17 protein-coding genes are annotated in these 22,317 nt (G+C 66.6%); 12 read left to right on the forward strand and 5 right to left on the reverse strand.

Translation table 11 applies throughout. From position 1 onward, the window contains the following. The 4 genes from gap (at window position 1) to KF715_21050 (ending at window position 4,478) form a co-directional block, all read left to right on the forward strand. Complete coding sequence (gene gap / locus KF715_21035; protein MBX3739186.1) at window positions 1–1,062, forward strand: type I glyceraldehyde-3-phosphate dehydrogenase; 1,062 nt, start codon at window positions 1–3, stop codon at window positions 1,060–1,062. An 89-nt stretch (window positions 1,063–1,151) separates the two neighbouring features. Further along, entirely contained in the window at window positions 1,152–2,396 is a 1,245-nt protein-coding gene (gene pgk, locus KF715_21040; GenBank protein ID MBX3739187.1) for a phosphoglycerate kinase, read from the forward strand. Between the two features lie 66 nt (window positions 2,397–2,462). Continuing rightward, entirely contained in the window at window positions 2,463–3,257 is a 795-nt protein-coding gene (tpiA, locus tag KF715_21045; protein ID MBX3739188.1) for a triose-phosphate isomerase, read from the forward strand. A gap of 219 nt (window positions 3,258–3,476) precedes the next feature. After that, window positions 3,477–4,478, forward strand: a complete 1,002-nt coding sequence (locus KF715_21050) for a hypothetical protein (protein MBX3739189.1) — start codon at window positions 3,477–3,479, stop codon at window positions 4,476–4,478. 3 nt (window positions 4,479–4,481) lie between these two features. On the opposite strand, the gene KF715_21055 is transcribed toward KF715_21050, so the two are convergent. Both KF715_21055 and KF715_21060 read right to left on the reverse strand, forming a co-directional pair. After that, entirely contained in the window at window positions 4,482–4,955 is a 474-nt protein-coding gene (locus KF715_21055; protein MBX3739190.1) for a hypothetical protein, read from the reverse strand. Window positions 4,956–4,957: 2 nt separating this feature from the next. Beyond that, a complete protein-coding gene (locus KF715_21060) occupies window positions 4,958–5,860 on the reverse strand; it encodes a polyprenyl synthetase family protein (protein ID MBX3739191.1) in 903 nt (300 codons plus the stop codon). 116 nt (window positions 5,861–5,976) lie between these two features. Between KF715_21060 and KF715_21065 the strand changes: the two genes are divergently transcribed. Genes KF715_21065 through KF715_21080 form a run of 4 tightly spaced genes read left to right on the forward strand, consistent with a single transcriptional unit; the run spans window position 5,977 to window position 8,849 of the window. Further along, window positions 5,977–6,246, forward strand: a complete 270-nt coding sequence (locus KF715_21065; protein MBX3739192.1) for a zinc ribbon domain-containing protein — start codon at window positions 5,977–5,979, stop codon at window positions 6,244–6,246. 8 nt (window positions 6,247–6,254) lie between these two features. Further along, window positions 6,255–6,992 carry a hypothetical protein gene (locus KF715_21070; protein MBX3739193.1) on the forward strand — a complete coding sequence of 246 codons (738 nt, stop codon included), beginning with the start codon at window positions 6,255–6,257 and terminating at the stop codon, window positions 6,990–6,992. 7 nt (window positions 6,993–6,999) lie between these two features. Next, complete coding sequence (gene murJ / locus KF715_21075) at window positions 7,000–8,571, forward strand: murein biosynthesis integral membrane protein MurJ (protein MBX3739194.1); 1,572 nt, start codon at window positions 7,000–7,002, stop codon at window positions 8,569–8,571. After that, on the forward strand, window positions 8,568–8,849 hold the full coding sequence (locus KF715_21080; protein ID MBX3739195.1) for an N-acetyltransferase: 282 nt from the start codon (window positions 8,568–8,570) through the stop codon (window positions 8,847–8,849). The genes murJ and KF715_21080 overlap by 4 nt, the downstream gene beginning before the upstream one ends. A 244-nt stretch (window positions 8,850–9,093) precedes the next feature. Here KF715_21080 and rpmB read toward each other — a convergent pair whose 3' ends face one another. Both rpmB and KF715_21090 read right to left on the reverse strand, forming a co-directional pair. Continuing rightward, window positions 9,094–9,324 (reverse strand): 50S ribosomal protein L28, encoded by a 231-nt coding sequence (gene rpmB, locus KF715_21085; protein ID MBX3739196.1) that lies wholly within the window; start codon window positions 9,322–9,324, stop codon window positions 9,094–9,096. An 85-nt stretch (window positions 9,325–9,409) separates the two neighbouring features. Then, the gene (locus KF715_21090; GenBank protein MBX3739197.1) at window positions 9,410–10,399 is read right to left on the reverse strand and encodes an SAM-dependent methyltransferase; all 990 of its coding nucleotides are present in this window, start codon (window positions 10,397–10,399) and stop codon (window positions 9,410–9,412) included. A gap of 34 nt (window positions 10,400–10,433) precedes the next feature. On the opposite strand from KF715_21090, the gene KF715_21095 reads away from it, so the two are divergent. From KF715_21095 to KF715_21110, 4 genes are read left to right on the forward strand one after another with little or no spacing between them, the layout of a single operon-like run. Next, window positions 10,434–11,726 carry a S41 family peptidase gene (locus KF715_21095; GenBank protein ID MBX3739198.1) on the forward strand — a complete coding sequence of 431 codons (1,293 nt, stop codon included), beginning with the start codon at window positions 10,434–10,436 and terminating at the stop codon, window positions 11,724–11,726. Between the two features lie 16 nt (window positions 11,727–11,742). Then, window positions 11,743–12,801 carry a tRNA (adenosine(37)-N6)-threonylcarbamoyltransferase complex transferase subunit TsaD gene (tsaD, locus tag KF715_21100; protein MBX3739199.1) on the forward strand — a complete coding sequence of 353 codons (1,059 nt, stop codon included), beginning with the start codon at window positions 11,743–11,745 and terminating at the stop codon, window positions 12,799–12,801. Next, entirely contained in the window at window positions 12,798–14,936 is a 2,139-nt protein-coding gene (locus KF715_21105; GenBank protein MBX3739200.1) for a hypothetical protein, read from the forward strand. The genes tsaD and KF715_21105 overlap by 4 nt, the downstream gene beginning before the upstream one ends. Beyond that, window positions 14,933–16,198: a hypothetical protein gene (locus KF715_21110; GenBank protein ID MBX3739201.1), complete on the forward strand. Its 1,266-nt coding sequence runs from the start codon at window positions 14,933–14,935 to the stop codon at window positions 16,196–16,198. Before KF715_21105 ends, KF715_21110 begins: the two co-directional genes overlap by 4 nt. A 112-nt stretch (window positions 16,199–16,310) precedes the next feature. Here the strand turns inward: KF715_21110 and uvrA are convergent, their stop codons facing one another. Continuing rightward, complete coding sequence (gene uvrA / locus KF715_21115) at window positions 16,311–22,280, reverse strand: excinuclease ABC subunit UvrA (protein ID MBX3739202.1); 5,970 nt, start codon at window positions 22,278–22,280, stop codon at window positions 16,311–16,313. Between the last annotated feature and the right edge of the window lie 37 nt (window positions 22,281–22,317).

A 22,317-nucleotide genomic window follows, 5' to 3' on the forward strand; every position in this document is an offset into this window, starting at 1 on the left:
ATGGCAGTCAAAGTCGCTATCAATGGTTTCGGCCGTATCGGCCGCCTCGTGTTCCGCGCGCTCGTCGAGCAAGGCTTGCTCGGCACCGAGCTCGATGTCGTCGCCGTCGGCGATATCGTCCCGGCCGACAACCTGGCCTACCTGCTCAAGTATGACTCCACGCAGGGCAAGTTCCAGGGCACCGTCGGCTCGAAGAAATCGGCCGCCGACAAGACCGAGGACGACGTCCTCGTCGTGAACGGCAAGGAAATCGCCGTCGTCAGCGCCAAGACCCCGGCCGAGCTGCCGTGGAAGAAGTTCGGCGTCGACATCGTCATCGAGTCCACCGGCCTCTTCACCGAGTGCAAGAAGGACGACCCGAAGAGCGCTTACGGCCACATCGTCGCCGGCGCCAAGAAGGTCATCATCTCCGCTCCGGCGAAGAACGAAGACATCACGGTCGTGATGGGCGTGAACGACGACAAGCTCGACGTCACGAAGCACACGATGATTTCCAACGCCTCCTGCACCACGAACTGCCTCGCGCCGATCGTGCACGTGCTCCTGAAGGAAGGCTTCGGCGTCGAGGAAGGCCTCATGACGACCATCCACTCCTACACCGCGACCCAGAAGACGGTCGACGGTCCCTCGAAGAAGGATTGGAAGGGTGGCCGCTCCGCCGCGATCAACATCATCCCGTCCACGACCGGCGCCGCCAAGGCCACCGCGCTCGTGCTGCCCGAGGTCAAAGGCAAGCTCACCGGCATGTCCTTCCGCGTGCCGACGCCGACCGTTTCCGTCGTCGACCTCACGGTCAAGACCACCAAGGCGACCTCCTACAAGGAAATCGCCGCCGCGATGAAGAAGGCCTCGGAAACCTACCTCAAGGGCATCCTCGCCTACACCGACGACGAAGTCGCGTCGTCCGACTTCATCCACGACAAGCACTCGTCGATCTTCGATGGCGGCTCGGGCATCGAGCTCAACCCGAAGTTCTTCAAGCTCGTCAGCTGGTATGACAACGAGTGGGGCTATTCCAACCGCGTCGTCGACCTGACGAAGCAGATCGCCGCCAAGCTCTAACTCTCAGCACCGGGCTGATGGCCCGAACTCTCACGTTTCTCACGGAGGCGGGGCCATCAGCCCCGCCTTCATTTTTTCCCCTTACTTCCATGGCCAAATTCAAATCGATTCGTGATCTGCAACTCGCCGGCAAGCGCGTCCTCATGCGCGTGGACTTCAACGTCCCGCAGGACAAGGCCACCGGCGCCATCACCAACAACGCCCGCATCGTCGCGGCGCTGCCCACGATCAAATACGCCCTCGAGCAGGGCGCCTCGGTCGTCCTCATGTCGCACCTCGGTCGTCCCGACGGCCAGCGCATCGCCAAGTTCTCGCTCAAGCCCGTCGCGGCCGAGTTGGAAAAACTTCTCGGCAAGCCCGTGAAGTTCCTCGACGACTGCGTCGGCGCCACCGTCGAAGCCGCCTGCGCCAAGCTCGCTGCGGGAGAGGTCGTGCTGCTCGAAAACCTCCGCTTCCACATCGAGGAAGAGACGAAGGTTAAGCTCGAAGACGGCTCCAAGAAAGCCGCCGACAAGACCGCCATCGCCGCCTTCTGCGCCAGCCTTTCCAAGCTCGGCGACGTCTACGTCAACGACGCCTTCGGCACCGCCCACCGCGCGCACAGCTCGATGGTCGGCGTCGCGCTCAAGGACAAAGCCGCCGGTTTCCTCATGGAAGCCGAGCTCAAGGCCTTCAACAAGGTGCTCGATAATCCGGACCGCCCGCTGCTCGCCATCCTCGGTGGCGCGAAGATCGCGGACAAGATTCCCCTCATCAACAACCTCCTCGACAAGGCCAACAAGGTCATCATCGGCGGCGGCATGGCCTACACCTTCCTCCAGGTGAATCGCGGCATGAAGATCGGCGCGTCGCTCTTCGATCCCGAGGGCGCCAAGATCGTCGCCGAACTCGAAGCCAAGGCGAAGGCCAAGAACGTGGAACTCATCTTCCCTGTCGACTTCATCTGCGCCGACAAGTTCGCGCCCGATGCGGCCACGCAACCGGCCACGCTCGCGAGTGGCATCCCTGACGGCTGGATGGGTCTCGATGCCGGCCCGAAATCGACCGAGCTCTACCGCCAGGCCATCCTCGCCTCGAAGACCATCGTGTGGAACGGCCCATCCGGCGTGTTCGAGTTCGACGCGTTCGCCGGTTCCACCAAGGCGATGGCGGAAGCGATCATCGAAGCCACCGCCAAGGGCGCGACGACGGTCGTCGGCGGCGGCGACACCGCCACCGCGGCGAAGAAATTCGGCGCGGCCAAGAAGGTCACGCACTGCTCCACCGGCGGCGGCGCCAGCCTCGAGTTCCTCGAGGGCAAGGTCCTCCCCGGCGTCGCGTTCCTCGAGACGTAATTCTCCGCTTGTCCGAACCGGGCCAGCGAGGCACCGTCCTCGCTGGCCCATTCAATTTCCCATCCCATGTCCACTCCGACCCAGTCCCCGATTCAAATCCGCAGGAAGCTCATCGCCGGCAATTGGAAGATGAACAAAACCGCCGCCGACGGCGCCACGCTCACGAAGGAAATCGTGGAGCAGGTCGGTCGTGAGACGGCGGTCGACATCGTCGTGTGCCCGCCCTTCACGGCGCTCGAAAGCGTCCGCCACGCGCTCGAAGGCCAGTCCGTGAAGCTCGGCGCGCAGAACATGCACGCGGAGAAGAACGGCGCGTTCACCGGTGAGATTTCCGCCGAGATGCTCCGCGCGCACTACGTCACGCACGTCATCCTTGGCCACTCGGAGCGCCGTCAGTATTTCGGCGAGACCGACGTCCTCGTGAACAAGAAGGTCCTCGCCGCGCTCGCCAACGAGCTGCGCCCGATCCTCTGCGTCGGCGAAACCCTCGCTGAGCGCGAAGGCGGCAAGACGCTCGACGTCGTGAAGACCCAGACCGAGGCCGCGCTCGCCGGCGTGAAGCCCGAGCAGATCACCTCCGTCGTCATCGCCTACGAACCGGTCTGGGCCATCGGCACCGGCAAGGTCGCGACGACCGCGCAAGCGCAGGAAGTGCACGCTTTCATCCGCAGCCTGCTCACCGGCCTCTACGGCGCGGCGCTGGCGGCTAAGGTCCGCATCCTCTACGGCGGCTCAATGAAGCCTTCCAACGCGCCCGAACTGCTCGCGCAAGCCGACATCGACGGTGGCCTCATCGGCGGCGCCTCGCTCGAGGCGAAGTCGTTCGTCGAGCTGGTGAAGGCGGCGATGGCCGCGCAGTAAGCGAGAGCCGCGCGCCGTCTGAGGGGTTGCCTGCATCTCTCGACTCGCGCGGCCAGCTGTGCCGACGGTTGCGGACCGCCGCTATGGGAAAATGCCCCCGCGCCAGTGAAGCGCCGGCTCGTGATTCGCATGCAGGGACGAAAAGGCCTACGCGGGCCTGCGTAATTCCCCTGCGTTTGCGCGCTTGCCGGGCGGCACGCCGCCCGTTTCTGTCGCGCCGTGCCCCTCCACGTTCGCGCGCTTTGCTTTGCCGTGCTTTGCCTCGTGACGTCCGTCCGCGCGGATTTCACCTGCGCGCCGGCCGGCTGGGCGATCACCGCAGTTTTCCCGTCAGAACCGAAGATCGATGACCAGCGCACGCCAACGCCACAAGGCGATCAACTGGCCGAACGCCGCTACGTCGAGTCCGCCGGCGAGCACCTGATGGTGCTGCGCGTTACCTATCCGGTCGTGCCGGTCGCGACCGAGCGCGAGCAGCTCTACGTCTCGACGATCGAGGCGTTCATGAACTCGCGTCGCGGCCAGATCAAACAGGACGAGCCGTGGCCGCTGGGCCAATACGACGGGCAACGCCTGCTCGTGGCGCAGCCGGCGCAGAAGACGCATCGCGAGGTGCGCCTCGTGCTGATCGGCGGTTCGCTATATTTCATCAGCGCCGAGTGGCCTGGCAGCGAGCGATCGAGCAAGACGGCGGCGGCGTTCCTCGCCAGCATCGATCTGCGGCCGGATTTCACGAACGCGCGGCTCGTCGAGGACCGCGAGCGCTGGCGCGAGATCAAGCAGGGTAATTTTACGCTGCGTTACGACGGGTGCCGCTGGTTTCGCGACCCGCAGGTCACGGACCCCAACAGCGTGGCGATGCTGCGCGTCGATGAGATGGCGGAGGCGGAGTTCATCACCTCGCCGGAGCGGCATATCGGGCCGATGGAGGACGTCGTGGTCGCCAAGGCGAAGGAACACGCCGAAAGCGTCACGGTGAAAAAGCGCGGCAAGAAACTGCGCGGCGCATCGATGGTGGAGGAGCTTTTCTTCAGCGTGCGCGCGGAAGGCGTGCTCTACGAGAACCACGGTTACTTTTACTCCGGTCCGGAGGGCACCGTGCAATTGCGCGCGTGGTCGGCGGACAAGAATTATGCGCGCGCGGCGGGTGACATCGATGAGCTCCTGGGCGGGCTGAAGATCACGAGGCCGCCGGCGGGCGCGACCGCGGCGGCGCGCTGAGCGTCACGCCTCGTCGTGCTCGAATTCGGCGAGCAGCGCCGCCACCGGTGCGTGCAGCGGCTCGCCGGCGAGGTCGTTCGTGAGCTTGAGCACGAGCTGACGCGTCGCCTCGTCCGGCGGTTGCGGAGCAGCGAGGAGGGTCACGTGCAGGGCGAGCTGGCGGGCGCCGACGGCGAAATCGTTGCGACCGCGCAGCTCGTAGAGAAACGCGGCCTCACGGAGGAGCGCGGCGTAGGTCTCGCATTTTTCGCGGCCCGCGACGGGCGATTCGTTGGCAAGCAGCCGGGACACCTGTTCGTCGGCGTCGAGTGCCAGGAATTCGGCGGCAGGTAGCGGGAAAAGTTTCTCCTGCAGGCTGAGCGCGAGCTGCAAGGCCTCGTCGATGCCGGCGGGATTGCGGTCGCGCACGAGCCGCGCGACGAACTGGCGGAGCAGTTCGGTTTGCTGCAACAGGTAATCGCGGCGTTGCCCGGGCATGATTACTTTCTTCGGTCCGCCATATGGCGGATCAGTTCCACGAGAAATGCGGTGTTGCCGGGGAGGCGGGCGAGGGCGGCGAGGGCGGCGGCGGTCTGGTCGGCGGCGAGACGGCGGGCGGCGTCGAGCCCGTGGAGTTTGACGTAGGTGGTCTTGTCGGCCTTCGCGTCCTTGCCGGCGGTCTTGCCGAGCGTCGCGGTGTCGGCGGTGGCGTCGAGGATGTCGTCGACGATTTGAAACGCCAAACCCATGTGCCGGCCGACGAGGTGGAGAGTGTTCAGGTGGTCCGCTTCGCGGGCTCCGCCGGCGAGACCGCCCATTGCGAGCGCGGCTTCGATCATGGCGCCGGTTTTGCGGCGGTGAATGGCCTCGAGGTCGGCGTGCGAGATGTCGGAGCGTTTCTCGGCGAGGAGGTCGTCCATTTGTCCGCCGATGAGTTCGCGGCTGCCAGCGGCGGCCGCGAGCTCGCGGACGAGCGCGCCGCAGGTGGTGGCGGGATAATGCTCGCTCACGAGCTGGAAGGCGTAGGTGAGCAGCGCGTCGCCGGCGAGGAGTGCGGTGGCTTCGTCGAATTGCTTGTGCACTGTCGGGCGGCCGCGGCGCAGGTCGTCGTTGTCCATGCACGGCAGGTCGTCGTGCACGAGCGAGTAGGTGTGCACGCACTCGATCGCGATCGCGGCCGGAAGTGCGTCCGCGCTCCGGGCGGAGCGGGGATCGGCGGTGCGGCCGAAAAGGTCGGCGGTGGCGAGAACCAGGACGGGGCGCAGGCGCTTGCCGCCGGCTTGCATGCTGTAGCGCATGGCCTCGTGGAGACGCGCAGGACGGGTGGCGGCGGGCGGCAGCAGTTCGTCGATACCGCGTTCGACCTGCGCCACGTAGGATTGAAATTGCGCGTCAAAATCCATGCCGGGGCGCACTGTCCGCCGGGCCGCTGGGGTTGGCAAACGGATAGTGGCCGGCGCGGGGCCAAGAAAGGCTCGCCACCGCCGGGCGCCGGTCTTTTATCCGGTCGACGTTCACGATGCCCACCTACGAATACGTCTGCACCCAGTGCGAGCACGAGTTGGAAGCCTTCCAATCGATGAAGGACGAGCCGCTCAAAAAGTGCCCCGCCTGCAAGAAACCGAAGCTGAAGCGCAAGGTCGGCGGCGGCGCCGGCCTGATCTTCAAAGGCTCCGGTTTCTACATCACCGACTACAAGAAGAAGTCGGGCGGCGGGTCGGAGGGTGGCGAAAAATCCTCGTCCAAGTCCGAAGCGAAACCGGCCGCGGGCAAATCCGCGGCGAACTGATCCCCGCCATGCCCAACAAGAAAATCGAAAAGGCGCTCTACGGTCCCAGCACAGTCGAGGTCGCGATCGGGGCATTGCTCGGGCTGCTCCTCGGCGTCGTGGTGGCGGCCGTCTACCTGGTCTTCAAGCCGGTGCAACAGATCAAGGAAGCGCCGAAGGAAGTAGCCAAGGGCGTCGTCTATTACCTGCCCGGCAAGACCGACGGCACGAAGGCGCGTGCGTGGCAGGACAAGGTCGCGACGTTCGTGAAAGGCGGCCAGCTCGTGGCCACGGAGGACGAGCTCAACGCGTGGGCCACTTCGGTTTCCGGCGGCGGTGCCGTCGCGAAAGCCGACGCGAAACCCGCCAAGCCGGCCGACAAGCCGAAGACGGACGAAAAGAAGGGCGATGCGGCCGCCGCGGCCGGCAGCGGCGATTTTCTCAGCGCGAGCGGGCTGAATTTCCGCGTCGAGGGCGACAGGTTGCACATCGCCGAAAAGGTGGTGTTGAACTACTACGGCCTCGCCAAGGAAGTCGTGTTTCAGGCGAGCGGCACCTTCGAGCGCGGCGGCGAGAGTTTCGTGTTCCGCGCGGACAAGATCTATCTCGGCTCGTGCCCGGTGCACTCGCTGCCGGGCATCGGTGGCGCGCTGACGAAGGCGCTGGTGGCCAAGGCCAAGGTGCCGGACGATTTTCGCGCCGCGTGGGCAAAGATCTCCGCGCTGGCGGTGGAGGGCGGGCTCGTGAAGGTCACGACGCAGCCGTAACGGCGCCGTGTCGAAGAGCCTGAAGAACATCAGCGTCGTCGCGTCGGCGACGGTGCTGTCGCGCGTGCTCGGGCTGGTGCGCGACCAGTTGGGCGCGGCCATCTTCGGCGCGAGCGTGCTGAACACGGCCTTTCTCTCCGCGTTCCGCCTGCCGAATCTCTTTCGCCGGCTGCTGGGCGAGGGCGCGCTGACCGCCGCATTCCTGCCGAACCTCCAGCACGAGTTGCACGAGCAGGGCAAGGAAGGCGCGCTGGCGCTGCTGAACAAGGTCGCGAGTTGGCTGCTGGTGGTGACCGGCAGCCTCGTCGCGGTGCTGATGCTGGTGTTCAGCCAGTCGCGCCGCATTTCCGGACAGGAGGACAAGTGGTATCTGCTCGCCGACCTCAGCGTCGTTTTGCTGCCGTATCTCGCTTTCGTGTGCATCGCCGCGGCGTTCAACGCGGCGCTGAACGTCTTCCATCGTTTCCTGGAGCCCGCGCTTTCGCCGATCTGGTTGAACCTTTGCATGATCGTTTCGCTCGGAGGGGCGGGACTGCATTTCGCCTCCACGCCGCTCGGCGAAATCCACTGGCTGTGCGCGGGCGTGCTGCTCGGCGGGTTCTTGCAGATGGCGGTGCCGGCGGTCGTGCTGATGCGCACCGAAGGCTGGCGGCCCCGCTTCGATCTGGGCCTGACGCCGCGGGTGAAAGAGATCGCGTGGCTGATGACGCCGGGTCTGTGGGGCACGGCGATCTATCAGGTCAACACCTACGTCTCGAGCATGCTGGCGTTCTCGATCGACGATTCGGCGGGGACGCTGATGTTCTACGCGAACCGCCTCATGGAGCTGCCGATCGGCGTGTTCGCCATCGCGGTGTCGACGGTGATCTACCCGCTGCTGGCGCGGCATGCCGTCGAAAGGAATTTCGGCGCGCTGGCCGACGATTTCCGGCGCGGCATCCGGCTCATCCTCGTGATCAATGTCCCGGCGGCGGCCGGCCTTGCACTGCTGAGCGAGCCGATCGTGCGGCTGCTGTTCGAGCGGCACAATTTCACGGCCGCGGACACGCAGGCCATGACGCCCCTGCTGGCGCTCTACGTGATCGGTCTGCCGTTTTTCTCCGTCGTGAGCCTGACGGTGCGGGCGTTCTACGCCGTGAAAAACACCCGGGCGCCGGTGCGGATCGCGACGATCGACTTTCTCGTCAACCTCGCCCTGAGTCTCGTGCTGATGCGCTGGCTCGGTGCGGCGGGCCTCGTGATCGCGAGCACGACGGCCATCGCGGTGCAGACCTGGCTGCTGCAACGGGAGCTGCGGCACGTGCTGCCCGGCGGCTTCACGCTCGCGCCGTTGGTGCCCAGCGTGATCAAGATCGCCGCGGCGACGGTGGCGATGAGCCTCGCGGTCTGGTGCGGTGCGCGCGTGGCGCTGGCGCTGCCGGTCGGCGGCAAGCTCCGCGATCTGCTGCTGGTCGGCGCTCTGATCCCGCTGGCCTGTGCGCTCTACGGCGCGGTGTTGTGGGCCTTGAAGATCGAAGGCCGCGAGGAACTCGCGGAACTTGCGCGGAAGCTCGGTCGGCGTATCGGTCTTTCGACATGAGCGCTTCCATTCCCGTCCGTCACAACGAGGACGAGCATCGCTACGAAATTGCCGCCGATGGCCTGCTGGCGGTTGCGGAATACGAGTTCGCCGACGGCAAGCAGGTGTTCACCCACACGTTTGTGCCGCCGGAATTCCGCGGTCGCGGCTACGCCGAGGCGTTGGTGCGTGCGGCGCTGAACGACGCCAAGGCGGCGGGTCGCCAGGTCGTGCCGGCGTGTTCCTACGTCGCGGTTTTCATCCAGCGGAACAAGGAGTTCGCGTCGCTGGTGGCGTGAGCGAGTGCGGCGCGTGTCGCGGGTGAGCGCGAGGCTTGATCACGGATGGCGCGGATGATCACGAATCGTGCTTTGGAGCGCGTGCCGGCATCCCTAGCCATTTCTGCCATCCGTGGTCAGAAGAGAACGCGGCTGTCCGCGGCATGTGCTGCATCGCCGGACGAGTTGGCAGCGACCGGTTCACCAACAAAAAACCCGCAGCTTGCGGCTGCGGGTCGAAACAGGAATGGGAACCGGATCGGCTTTAGGCCTTGGTGACGAGGCCGGCCTTGATGGCCTTGACCGCGACCCAGACGCGCTTGGTGCCGCCGTTGGGCATCTTGACGCGGATTTTCTGCAGGTTCGGGCGGAACTTGCGGGGGGTCTTCGAGGTGGTGTGCGTGCCGATACCACCGCTCTTCTTGGACTGACCCTTACGGTTGATGATGCTGCCCTTGACCGGGCGCTTGCCAGTGATTGCGCAAATTCGTGCCATGATGTTTGTCGAGTTAAAGGGTCGTGAGTAAAGGTCCGCGGTTGCGCTACGCAAGGGAAATTTCCTCGCGCGCGCAAATCGCCCCTCAGTCGCGCAAAGCGTGGAGTGCCTGAAACTTCTGGCCCATGTTGCCGGGGTGGAGCAGGTGCATCAGGTCGTTCTTGCGGCGGCTGAAACGGCCCGCTTCGGATGTGACGATGGCCTGCATCGCGCGGGCGGCGCGCTTGGTCAGAAACGCTTCCTGCGATTCGACCAAGGCCTCGCCGAAGCCGTTCTGCTGCAGCTCGTCGACCAGCCAGTCCCAGCAAATGTGTCCGGTCAGGTCGATTTCGCCGGGGCGGTCGAGGACGTCGTCGCCCTGCTCCTGGTGCGAGTAGGTGCGGATGCTGCCTTGCGGGAGCTCTTCGGCCAGCACGTTCCAACTGCGACCGTAGTCGAACGCCAGAAAAAGCCCCGTCCATGGCTGCGCGACCATGTGGCGCAACAACGGCACCGTGCGCAGCGGCAGGTCGATGTGGTAACCCTCGGGTGCCTCGCGCGGCAGCCGATCGGCTGCCGCGGCGAGTTCGGCGGTCAGAGCGGACAGCTCGACCTCGCGCAGTTCGTCGCCCTCGAGCGCCACGCCGAGTTCGCGCCAGACGCCGCCGCGGCGGACGACGCGGTGGAATGGCTGCGCATCGAACAGCTCGTTGGAAAAAACGACACAGCGTCCGTGCATCTCGATGGGTTGCGGATACGAGATCGTGCGATAGGCCTTGAAGGGCGTCGCCACGTCGCGAAACGCGCCGGCACCGGGCTCCGCGCCGACTTCGACCAGTTCGTAGTCGGCGGGATTCCTCCCGCCGAGCAATCCCACGGCGGCGTCGGTGACGAGTTCGCCGAATACCGGACTGAAACTCGTGGCGGTGTAGAAATCCGCACCTTTGTCACGGCCGACGCGCCGCCGGGTCGGCGAGGTATAGTAGCCTACCGTCGGGTGAAAGAGCGCGAGCTCCATGTAGCGCGCGAAAGACACGCCGGTGGCGGCGTGTGGTTCGAGGCGGAAGACTTCGCGAAACGCGACAGAGGAACCCATTTGCCAACCAAGGCATTTCCGCACTCGCTTGGCCATGCTCAAAAGGCTTTCCGCCATTCTTGTCGCCGTCGCGCTGGGCTTCGGCCTCGCGCACTTCGCCGCGCGGCAGTTCGGCGCGCCGAGCTGGTGGCCGAATCGCGAGCGCGACCGGAACGTCCGCTATTTCCGCGATGTGCTCGACACCGTGAAGCAATACTACGTCGACGAAAAAAAGGCCGACTACGCCGCCCTCACGCGCGCCGCGCTGCGCGGCATGATGAGCGAGCTCGACCCGCACTCCGAATTCCTCGACGCCGAGGCTTACAGCCAGACCGAGGAGGAGCTGAACAATGAGTTCAACGGCGTCGGCATCCAAGTCGAGGAGCGCGACAACCACATCGTCGTCATCACCACCATCGCCGACACGCCCGCCGAGCGCGCCGGCATCCGACGCGGCGATCGCATCGTGAGCATCGACGGCCACACGATCGACGATCCGAGCACCGAGAAAGCCGTCCGTCTCATTCGCGGTGAGCCGGGCAGCGAGGTGAAAATGGTTTTCTACCGCCCGAGCATCGATCGCGAAGTCACCTACGTTCTGAAGCGCGAACGCATCCGCCTCCGCAGCGTGCGCAACACCCAGATCTCGACCGACGGCATCGGCTACACGCAAATCACGCAATTCAGCGAACGCACCGGCGAGGAGTTCGAGGCGGCGCTCAAGGAGCTCGAAAAACACGACCTGCGCGCTCTCGTCCTCGATTTGCGCAACAACCCCGGCGGCCTCGTCGATGCCGCCGTCGACGTCTGCGATCAGTTTTTCGACAAGAACGAGCTCATCGCCTACACGCAGGGCCGCACCAAGGAGTCGCGCGAGGAGTTTCGCGCCGAGGACAACCACCCGCGCCGCACCTACCCGATCGCGGTGCTGGTGAACGGCGGCACCGCGAGCGCGGCGGAGATCGTTTCCGGCGCCCTGAAAGACACCAAGCGCGCCGTCATCGTTGGCGAAAAGACCTTCGGCAAGGGCTCCGTGCAGAGCATCATCGAGACGCAGAACGGCGAAGGCATCCGGCTCACGACCGCGCGCTACTACACCCCGAGCGGCATCACCATTCACGAGAAAGGCATCCAGCCGCAGGTCGAGATCGAGATGTCCGCTGACGACGAAGCGCGCCTCCGCATCCAGCAATCGCGCGACGACCTCGCCGGCGAGACCGAGTTCAAGGAGCGCTTCGGCTTCGCGCCCGTCGAGGACACCCAGCGCAACGCCGCCGAGGAGGTCCTGCACGGTGTGCTTGTCGCGCGACCGGCGGCGGCTCCGTCGCCGACGGCGCCGAAAAAGTGACCAGCCGAGATCGACCATGATTTTCGCGCTCGAGAGTTCCTGCGACGAAACGGCCGTGGCGGTTTTCGATCCGGCCCGTGGCTTCGTGGGCGAATGGGTGCACAGCCAGATCGCGCTGCACGAGGCTTACGGCGGCGTTGTTCCCGACCTCGCCAGCCGCGAACACCTCCAGCACTTCGCGCCACTCGTGCAGCGAGCGCTCGGTGTCGTCGCGCCGCCGCAAGTCACCCAGATCGCTGTCACGCAAGGTCCCGGCCTCGCGGCGTGCCTCGCGATGGGTGTTACCGTCGCCAAGAGCCTCGGCCTCGCCTGGCGCGTGCCGGTCGTCGGCGTGAATCATCTCCGGGCGCACGCCTTCTCGCCGTTCATCGCGCTCCACGAGCAGGCGCCGGCGGAATTCGATGCGGCGTTCGCGCGCCTGTTGCCGCATCTCGGCCTGCTCGTCTCGGGTGGCAATACTGCGCTGTTTGCCATCGACGAAGAGCGCCGGATCAAGCTGATCGCCTCCACGATGGACGACGCCGCGGGTGAGGCGCTGGACAAGGGCGCGAAGCTCCTCGGTCTCGGCTACCCTGGTGGACCGCAGGTGGAAAAACTCGCGCGCACGGGCGACGCGAAGGCGTTCCAATTCCCCAAGGCGGTCGCGCAGAAGGCCACGCTCGATTTCAGCTTCTCCGGCCTGAAAACCAGTCTGCGCTATACGCTCGAGAAAATGGCGCCTGAGGAAATCGAGCGCCGCAAAGCCGACCTCTGCGCCAGCTACCAGCACGCCGTGATGGACGCGCTCGTGCGGAAGGCGAAGCTGGCGTTCGACCAGGGCGCGTTCCGCAGCGTCGGCCTCTCCGGCGGCGTGGCGAACAACAAGGTGTTGCAGGGGGAGATCGAAAAGCTCGCCGCGCATCGCCACGTGCCGTTTTTCCGGGCGCGTCCGCAGCACACCGGCGACAATGCCGGCATGATCGCCTTCGCTGCGTGGGCTGAGCGCGAACCCGGTGGCATCGCGCGAAACTCGGACGGGACGACCGGAGCGGGCTTTGACTTGGAAATCGCGCCGAGCTTGGCTCTGGCGCGATGAAGTTTCCCGTTGCGACTGCGGCCTGGGTCTTGGCTTCCAGTTCGGTTTTTGCAGCGCCGATCGACCGCGAAGCGCTCGTCACGCGCCACAATCCGGTCGTGCGCACGGTCGACTACGACTCGCCGCTGACGGTCGGCAACGGCGGCTTCGCCTTCACCGTCGACGCGACGGGCCTGCAGACTTTCCCGACCGAGTATCACCGCAATGGCATCCCGCTGGAGACACTGTCGCGCTGGGCCTGGGTGCAGGACGAGAACCCGGCCGGTTACCAGCTCGCGGATGCGAACCGAAACTTCACCCATCCCGACGGCTCGGTGCACGGCTATCCGACCAACAGCAGTTCGCCCGCCGGCGACTGGCTGCGGCGCAATCCGCGCAACCACCCGCTCGGGCAGATCGCGCTCGACTGGCGAAAGCCCGACGGCACGGCGTTCATCCCCGCCGACGTGCGCGACGTCGAGCAGACGCTCGACCTCTGGCACGGCGTCATCCGCAGCCGGTTTTCGCTCGGCGGAAGACGGGTGACGGTGACCACGGCGTGCCTGCCCGACGAGGACACGGTGGCGCTGCGCATCGAGTCCGACCTCGTCACGTCCGGCGAGCTCGCGGTCCGGCTCGCCTTTCCCCGCGGCCACGATCCGAAGGTGAAAAACACGCCGGGCTTCGACTGGACGCATCCGGAGACGCATGTGTCCGAGCTGAAGACCCCGCAGCAGATCGTCCGGCGCGTGAGCGGCCTGGCGTATGCGGTCTCGCTCAGCCGGCCGGCCGAGCCGACGGAAAAGCCGCACACGTTCCGTGTGCACGGCGAGCGCGGCGCCCGTGTGATGGAGCTGGCGGTGAACTTCGGCCCGTCCCCACGCGCGCACGTCGCGGCCGACTTTGCCCGGGCGGAGGGCTACTGGCCGGAATTCTGGCGGCAGAGCGCCGCGGCGGACTTTGCGGTCAGCACCAATCCGCTCGCCCCGAAGCTCGAACGCCGGATCGTCCTCTCGCAATACCTCATGGCGGTGCAGATGGCCGGCGACGTGCCGCCGCAGGAAAGCGGGCTCACCTGCAGCACGTGGTATGGGAAGCACCACACCGAGATGCTCTGGTGGCACGCCGCGCATTTTCCGCTCTGGGGCCATCCCGAGCTGCTGGCGCGCAACGTCGACTGGTATCGGCAGAAGCTCCCGGTCGCGCGGGAACTGGCGCAAAGCCGCGGCCTGCGCGGGGCGCGTTGGGCGAAGATGGTCGGACCGGACCTGCGCGAGAGCCCCGGCGGCAATCCGCTCATCGTCTGGAACCAGCCGCACCTCGTCTACCTCTGCGAGCTGCTCTACCGCGCCGCGCCGACGCGCGCGACGCTCGAGCGCTATGGCGAACTCGTGCAGGAAACGGCCGACTGCATGGCGTCGATGCTCTGGCTCGACGCGCAGCGCGACCGCTACGTGCTCGGTCCGCCGCTGTGGATTGTGCAGGAAATCTACGACCAGGCCACGAGCCGGAATCCGACCTTCGAACTGGCCTACTGGCGCTGGACGCTCGGCCTGGCGCAGCAATGGCGCGAGCGCCGCGGTCTGCCGCGGGAGCGATCCTGGGACGACGCCATCGCGCGGCTCTCGCCGCTGCCCGTGAAGGACGGCAAGTATGTCGCCCTCGAGTCGACGCCCGACACCTGGGACAACATCGCCAGCCGCCACGATCATCCGGAAATGCTGATGGCGCTCGGCCTGATGCCCGAGACCCCGGCGGTCGACCGCGCGACCATGAACCGCACGCTCGATGCCGTGCTGCAGCACTGGGATTGGCAGACCAAGATCTGGGGCTGGGACTACCCGATGATCGCGATGACCGCCGTGCGACTCGGCCGGCCGGAGGTCGCGCTGGAAGTCCTGCTGCGCGACGGGCCCAACAACGTCTACCTGCCCAACGGCCACGCGCCGGTCCGCAGCGACGAGGCGCTGTCCGCCAACGCGCCGCTCGGCGCGCGGCGTCGCGAGATCGCGGTCTACCTGCCGGCGAACGGCGCATTTCTCGCCGCCGTTTCGCTCATGCTCGGCGGCTGGGATGGCGCGCCGGGGGAGCACCCGGGCATCCCGCGGGACGGCACCTGGGTCGTCAAAGCCGAAGGCTGGAAACCTCTGCCATGAATAACGCTTTTCTGAAACTCGCCGGAACCGCGTTTTTGCTCGCCTCGGTTTCCGCTGCCGCGCGCGACTTTGCCGTGACCGACTTTGGCGCCATGCCGAACGACGCCGGGCTTGATACCGCCGCGATCCAGCGGGCGCTCGACGAGGCCGCCGCGGCCGGTGGCGGGCGGGTGGTGGTGAGCGGCGGCACGTTCCGCAGCGGCGCGCTGTTCCTCCGCCAAGGCGTGGAGTTCCACGTTGCGGCGGGCGCGACCCTGCTCGGCTCGAACCGGATCGAGGATTACCCGCGTGCGCCGACGCGCGTCGAGGGCAGGCGCCAGGAGTGGCGCGTGGCGTTGCTCAATGCGGCCAATCTCACCGGCGTGCGCGTGACCGGCGCGGGTGTGGTCGATGGCAACGGCATCCTCTTCTGGGCCGCGTTCTGGCAGCGCCGGAAGGAGAATCCGAAGTGCACGAACCTCGAGGTGGAGCGTCCGCGGCTGATGTTCCTCGATTCGTGCCGCGACGTGCGGATCGATGGGCTGACGTTCCGCGACTCGGGATTCTGGAATTTGCACCTCTATCGCTGCCGCGATGTCACCATCGACGGCGTGACGATCAAGGCACCCGATTCGGGCCCGATACGCGGACCGAGCACGGATGGCATCGACCTCGACAGCTGCCGCGATGTCGTGGTGCGCCGGACGAGCATCTCGGTGGGCGACGACTGCATCGCGCTCAAGGGCACCAAGGGCCCTCACGCCGACCAGGACGCGGACAGCCCGCCGGTGGAGAACATCCTGATCGAGGACTGCACGTTCGGGGACGGCGCGGGCCTCGTGACGTGCGGCAGCGAGGCCACGCTCGTGCGCAACGTGACGGTCCGCCGGTGCAAGCTGACCGGCCCGAACAACGTGCTCAGCCTGAAACTGCGTCCGGACACGCCGCAGCGTTACGAGGACATTCTCGTCGAGGACATCGAGGTCGCCGTGCCAAACGGCGGGCGGATTCTGAAGGTCCAGCCTTGGTCGCAGTTCTTCGATCTCGCCGGCGAGGCGCCGCCGCGTTCGCACATCAAGAACGTCACCGTGCGCAATGTGCGCGGAACGATCGGGAGCATCGGCACGCTGTTGACGCACGACACGGCCACGATCGAGGGGTTCACCCTCGAGAACATCGACGTGAAGGCGGCGGACGCGAAACTCGTGGTCGGCAAGAACGTCGATCTCACCGTGCGCGATGCGACGGTGAACGGCGCGCCGTTGGAGCGTAGCGTGAAGTGAAAGGGCCGTTGGGACAACGGCGCCTACCACCAAAGCGTGTGAGTGCGTCTCTCACAGGTCGGGGCGCTTGTCCTCCAGCGCCCCTGGATCGCGTCGCGCGAGTGAGGTTGAGCTACTTCTTCAGCTTCTCGCGCAGGTAGGGCGCGGTGGGGCTGCGTTTCACCTTCTGGATGCCGGACAGCGGGCCCTGGTAGAGGATCTCGCCGCCGTTCGGGCCGCCGCTGGGGCCGAGTTCGATCAGCCAGTCGGCCTCGGCGAGGAGGTCGAGGTGGTGCTCGATCACGACGACGGTGTGGCCCTGCTCGACGAGGTTGTGCAGCACGCGGATGAGTTTTTCGCAGTCGCTGAGGTGCAGGCCGATGGTCGGCTCCTCGAGGAGGTAGAGGTTCTTGATCGCGATGCCGCGCGAGCGCTCGGTGTAACTCTGCAGGCCCTTCGTCAGCTCGGTCACGAGTTTGAGGCGCTGGGCCTCGCCGCCGGAGAGCGTCGGACTGCTCTGGCCGAGCGTGAGGTAGCCGAGGCCGCACGCGACCATGAGCTCGCAGACTTCCTTGAGCTGCGCGTGGAAATCGAAGAACGCCGCCGCTTCCTCGAAGGACATCTGGAGCACCTGGCCGATGTTTTTCCCCTTCCAGGTCAGGTCGGAGAGTTCAGGCCCGAAGCGCGTGCCGCGGCACGAATCGCAGGGCTGATACGAGTCGGGCATGAACGCCATCTCGAGCTTGATGCGGCCGGCGCCGGAGCAGGCTTCGCAGCGCCCGCCGGCGGTGTTGAAGGAGAAACGGCTGGCGTTGTAGCCGCGGACCTTCGACTCGGGCAGCGAGGCGAAGAACTGGCGGATGAGGTCGAAGATGCCGAGGTAGGTCGCCGGCGTGGAGCGCGGCGTCTTGCCGATGGGCGACTGATCTACCTCGATGACGGACTTGAAACCGGCGGCGCCGCGCAGCTCGGCGAAAGGCACGTGGTCGCCGTCGGGCTCGAAGCCGGTCGCGCGCACGAATTCCTTGCCGGTGAGCTTGCCCTTCGCCGCTTTGATCGCCGCGCTGACCGCGGGGTGCAGCACGTCGCGGAAGAGCGTGGATTTGCCCGCGCCGCTCGGGCCGCAGACCATCACGAGGCGGCCGAGCGGTAGCGCGAGCGATTGGTCGGCGAGGTTGCGGTAGCGGATGTGGTCGAGTTCGAGCCAGGCGTTCTTCGCGCCGGAGGCGGGCAGCGCGCGGTAGTCGCCGCGCAGCGGATGCGCGATGCCCTTGGCGAGGAAGACGCCGGTGAGCGAGCTGGCGTTGGCCTTGATCTCGTCCGGCGTGCCGTTGGCGAGGACGTTGCCGCCGTGCAGGCCGGCGCCGGGGCCGAGGTCGATGATGCGGTCGGCGCGCTCCATGAGGACGTCGTCGTGCTCGACGACGAGGAGCGTGTTGCCCTTGGTGCGGAGCGCCTGGAGCGTCTCGATCAGGCGGTCGTTGTCGCGGGCGTGCAGGCCGATCGAGGGCTCGTCGAGGACGTAGAGGACGCCGGTGAGGTTGGAGCCGAGCTGGGCAGCGAGGCGGATGCGCTGGGCTTCGCCGCCGGAGAGCGTCTCCGTCGGCCGGTCGAGCGCAAGATAGTCGAGGCCGACGTGGGCGAGAAAACGCAGGCGTTCCTCGATCTGGGGCACGATGTCCTGCGTGATGAGTTTGCCGCGAGTGTCGAGCTGGAGGCTGCGCAGCGTGGCGATGAGCTGCTCGGGCGTGAGGCGAAGCAGCGCAGGGAGGGAGATGGAGCGACCCGCGCTCGGAGATCGCGGGCTACCTTTCAGCGGCAGCTTCACGGCCCTGGCGATGCGGTTGAGGCGTTCGCCGTGGCAGGTGGGGCAGACTTTCCCGTCGGAGGTCGGATCGTCGGGGTCGAAATGGCGGAGCGCGTCGGCGACTTCGTCGGACATTTCCTCGTCCTCGTCGGGTTTGAGCATCCAGTCGAAGATGCGGCCGTGGCCGCGGCAGGTGGGGCACCAGCCCTTGGGCGAATTGAAGGAAAAGTGCTTCGGGTCGAGTTCGGGGAATGATTCGCCGGACTCGATGTCCGTGCGCGTGGTCGAGAACCACGAGAGGACCTTGCCGTCGGGTGTGAGGAGGAAGCAGGAGCCTTTGCCGAGCTTCAGGGCCGTGGTGAGCGCATCTTGGACGTGTCGCGCGCGGCCCGCCTTCGCCGAGGCGACGGCGGGTGAAGTGGTGTCGGCCGACTTGAGATCGGCCACCACCACTTCAATATCGTGCTCCTTGTAGCGGTCGAGCTTGGTGAAGGTGTCGACGCGCAGCAGGCGGCCGTCGGCGCGCATGAGTTCGTAGCCCTGTTTGCCGATCCACTTGGCGATCGGCTCGTGGTGGCCCTTGCGACCGCGGATGAGCGGGGCGCAGAGGTAAAGGTGCTTGGCTTTGCGCGCGGCGGGCGTGGCGAGAGTCTTGTCGAGGAGGCTGCGCAGCTGCGCCGGCGAGAGTGGTGTGACGGGCCGGTCGGTGTCCGGATGGTGCTGGATGCCGAGACGCGCGTAGAGCAGGCGGAGGTATTGCGCGACCTCGGTGATCGTGGCGACGGTGGACTTGCGCGAACCGCGGGTGACGCGCTGCTCGATCGCGACGGTCGGCGGGATGCCGGTGAGGCGGTCGATGTCGGGCCGAGGCAGCTGTTCGACAAACTGGCGCGCGTAGGGCGACATCGACTCCATGAAGCGGCGCTGGCCCTCGGCGAAAATGATGTCGAACGCGAGGGTCGACTTGCCGGAGCCGGAGACGCCGGTGACGACGGAGAGCTCGCGATGGGGGATGGAAAGCGAGATGTTCTTGAGGTTGTTCTCGCGTGCGCCGAGGAGCTCCAACGATTTTGGATTTTGGATTTCGGATTTTGGATCGATTGCTTCGTAGGTGGCGGCGTCTTCGGCGGCGAGGAGCGCTGTGGCATTGTAACCTATTAGGTTACAAGTCGCGTCGGCGTCAGAGGGAGATGAGTCGGGTTTGTAACCTAATAGGTTACACTCGCGGAGGGCGGCGCGGAGGAACGGCGAGGTTGCCGTGTCGGCGGAGGCGATCTGCTCGGGCGAGCCCTCGGCGACGATGCGGCCGCCGCCAGCGCCGGCTTCGGGGCCGACTTCCAGGACCCAGTCGGCGGATTTCAGGACGTCGAGATTGTGCTCGATGACGACGACGCTGTGACCGCGATCGACGATGCGCTGGAGGACGGAGAGCAGGCGCTTCACGTCGTGGCGGTGGAGGCCGGTGGTGGGTTCGTCGAGGAGGAGCAGGGCGCCTTCGCCAGCGGTCGCCGCGCCAGTGGCGCCGGCGTATTCGCTCAGATAGCGGACAAGCTTGAGGCGCTGCGATTCGCCGCCGGAGAGGGTGTTGAGCGGCTGGCCGAGGGTAAGGTAACCGAGGCCGACGGCGTCGAGGGCGGCGAGACGCGAGCGGATTGTGGCGGTGGACGCGGCCGCGAAGCGGTCGCGAGCAAGCTCGCTCCCACAATCGGAGAAGAAAACGAGCGCGTCCGTAATCGTGGTGGCGAGCAGGTCGGCGACGGACTTGCCGTTCCACTGGATGGCGAGGACCTCGGGCTTGAAGCGGCGGCCTTCGCAAATCGGGCAGGGGACGAAGACGTCGGAGAGGAACTGCATCTCGACGCGCTCGCTGCCGAGGCCCTGGCAGTGGTCGCAGCGGCCCTCGCCGCTGTTGAAGGAGAAGCTCGAGGCGTTGAAGCCGGCTTCCTGGGCGGCGGGCGTCTGGGCGTAGAGCTCGCGGATCAGGTCCCAGGCTTCGCTGTAGAGGGCGGGGTTGGAGCGCGGCGTGCGCGAGAGCGGCGACTGGTCGACGAGGACAATTTCGGAGAACGCGCCGCTGCGCTCGATGCGTTCGAACGTCGCCGGGTCCTCGGTCATCTGGTTTCGCTGCGTGAGCAGGCCTTGGTAGATGACGTTGTCGAGCAGCGTGGACTTGCCCGAGCCGGATGCGCCGGAGAGGCAGACGAGGCGCTGGAGCGGCAGGCGGAACGAGAGGTCCTTGATGTTATGTTTCGAGGCGCGGTGGAAGTGCAGCCAGCGCGTCGGAGCGCTGGACGGCGATCGCGGCGCGGCGGTAGCCGCGCCCTCCACGGGGCGGCGTTGGGAGGGGACATCGACGGATTCGCGACCGGAGAGGTAGCGGCCGGTGATGCTGCGCGGAGAACGGAGGAGTGCGGCGACGTCGCCCTGGAAGACGACTTCGCCACCGCGCGCGCCGGGCTCGGGACCGATCTCGAGCACGTGGTCGGCGGCGCGGATCATCGCCTCGTCGTGCTCGACGACGACGACCGTGTTGCCCGCGTCGGTGAGCGTGCGGATGATGCAGATGAGGCGGTCGATGTCGCGCGGGTGCAGGCCGACGGAGGGCTCGTCGAGGACGAAGAGCGTGTCGACGAGCGAGGTGCCGAGGCAGGAGGTGAGATTGACGCGCTCGACCTCGCCGCCGGAGAGCGTGCGCGAGGAGCGGTCGAGCGTGAGGTAGCCGAGGCCGACCTGCTCGAGGTAGCGCAGGCGCGTGACGATGGAGTCGTAGGCGAGGTCGCGCTGGTGGCGCTCCGCAGCGTCGCGTCCGTCGCGCTTGGGGGCGCCGTGCTCGCGGATGAGCGCGAGGAGTTCGCTGACGGGGAGTTGGTAGAGCCCGGGGAGCGTATAGCCGCGCCATTGCCAGCAGAGTGCCTCGGGCTGGAGGCGTGCGCCGCGGCAGGCGGAGCAGGGGTTGTAGGCCCGGTAGCGCGAGAGGAAGACGCGCACGTGCATCTTGTAGGTCGTCTTCTCGAGGTAACGGAAGAAGCCCTTCAGCCCATACCAATATTGGGGCCAGTGCTTCGTCTCGCCGTCGTAGCCGGGCGAGCCGTCGATCACGAAGGCCTTCTGCTCGGGCGTGAGGTCGGCGAAGGGAATGTCGGTCGGGATGCCGAGTTTCCTGGTGAACTTGAGGAGGTCCTTCTTCGATTCGCCGTAGATCTCGCCCTCCCAGGGTTTCACGGCGCCCTGTTCGATCGAGAGCGAGTGGTCGGGGATCGCGAGGCGGTAGTCGATGTCGATGACGCGACCGAAGCCGCGGCACACCGGGCAGGCGCCGAGCGGAGAGTTGAACGAGAACAGCGCAGGCGAGGCGGCCCGGAAGGTGCGGCCGGTCTTCGGCGAATGCAGGCCGCGCGAATAGTGGCCGACGCGGGCAAAGGGCTCGGGCGTGAACTGGAACACCTCGCCCGAGCCGAAGTGCAGCGAGGTCTCGGTCGCCTCGAGGAAGCGCGGCTTGTTCTCCGCCGCGATGCGCAGGCGGTCCTGCACGACGAAGAGGTGCGTGGCGTGCTTGAGCGCCGTGTCGGGCTTCGCCGCGAGCAGGTCGTCGAGGGTGGCGAGGGCGAGGGCTTCGGCGGTGGAGGCGGAACCCGCGCCCGGAGGTCGCGGGCTACCTTTGGGAATGAGGACGCGTGTGTAGCCTTGGTTCTTGAGTGGTGGGAGAATTTCCGACCACGGCAACTTCTCGGGCTTAGCGACCTTGAAGGCGATGAGGAGCGTGGCGGCGGGATGGGCGGCGAAGGTTTTCGCCCAGATGGTCTGCGGGTTGTCGTCCTCGACCTTTTCGCCCGTGGCCGGGTCGAAGCACTCGGCGACGTGGCTGAACCAGACCTTCGCGAAATCGGTGAGCTCCGTCATCGTGCCGACGGTCGAGCGCGACGTCTTGACCGTGTTGGTCTGCTCGATGGCGATGGACGGGCGGATGTTCTCGACGGAGTCCACCTTGGGCTTGTCGAGCAGGTCGAGGAACTGGCGCGTGTAGGCGGAGAACGTCTCAACGTAGCGCCGCTGGCCCTCGGCGTGGAGCGTGTCGAACACGAGCGAGGACTTGCCCGCACCGCTCAGGCCGGTGACGACGATGTAGCGGCCGAGGGGCAGGTCGAGGTCGAAGCCCTTGAGGTTGTTCTGGCGGACGCCGCGCAGGCGGATGAATTCAGGGGACGTGGGACGCACTGGGTTCACGGATGAGCAGCCCGACGGGAAAGGCAACACGCCGCGCGCGGGCGTGCGGGATTGCTGACATAGGGTTGTCAGGAGCGGATGGACGGGCGTGGGCAGCGCGCTTGCGCGC

The organism is Candidatus Didemnitutus sp. (assembly GCA_019634575.1).
GTDB lineage: Bacteria > Verrucomicrobiota > Verrucomicrobiia > Opitutales > Opitutaceae > Didemnitutus.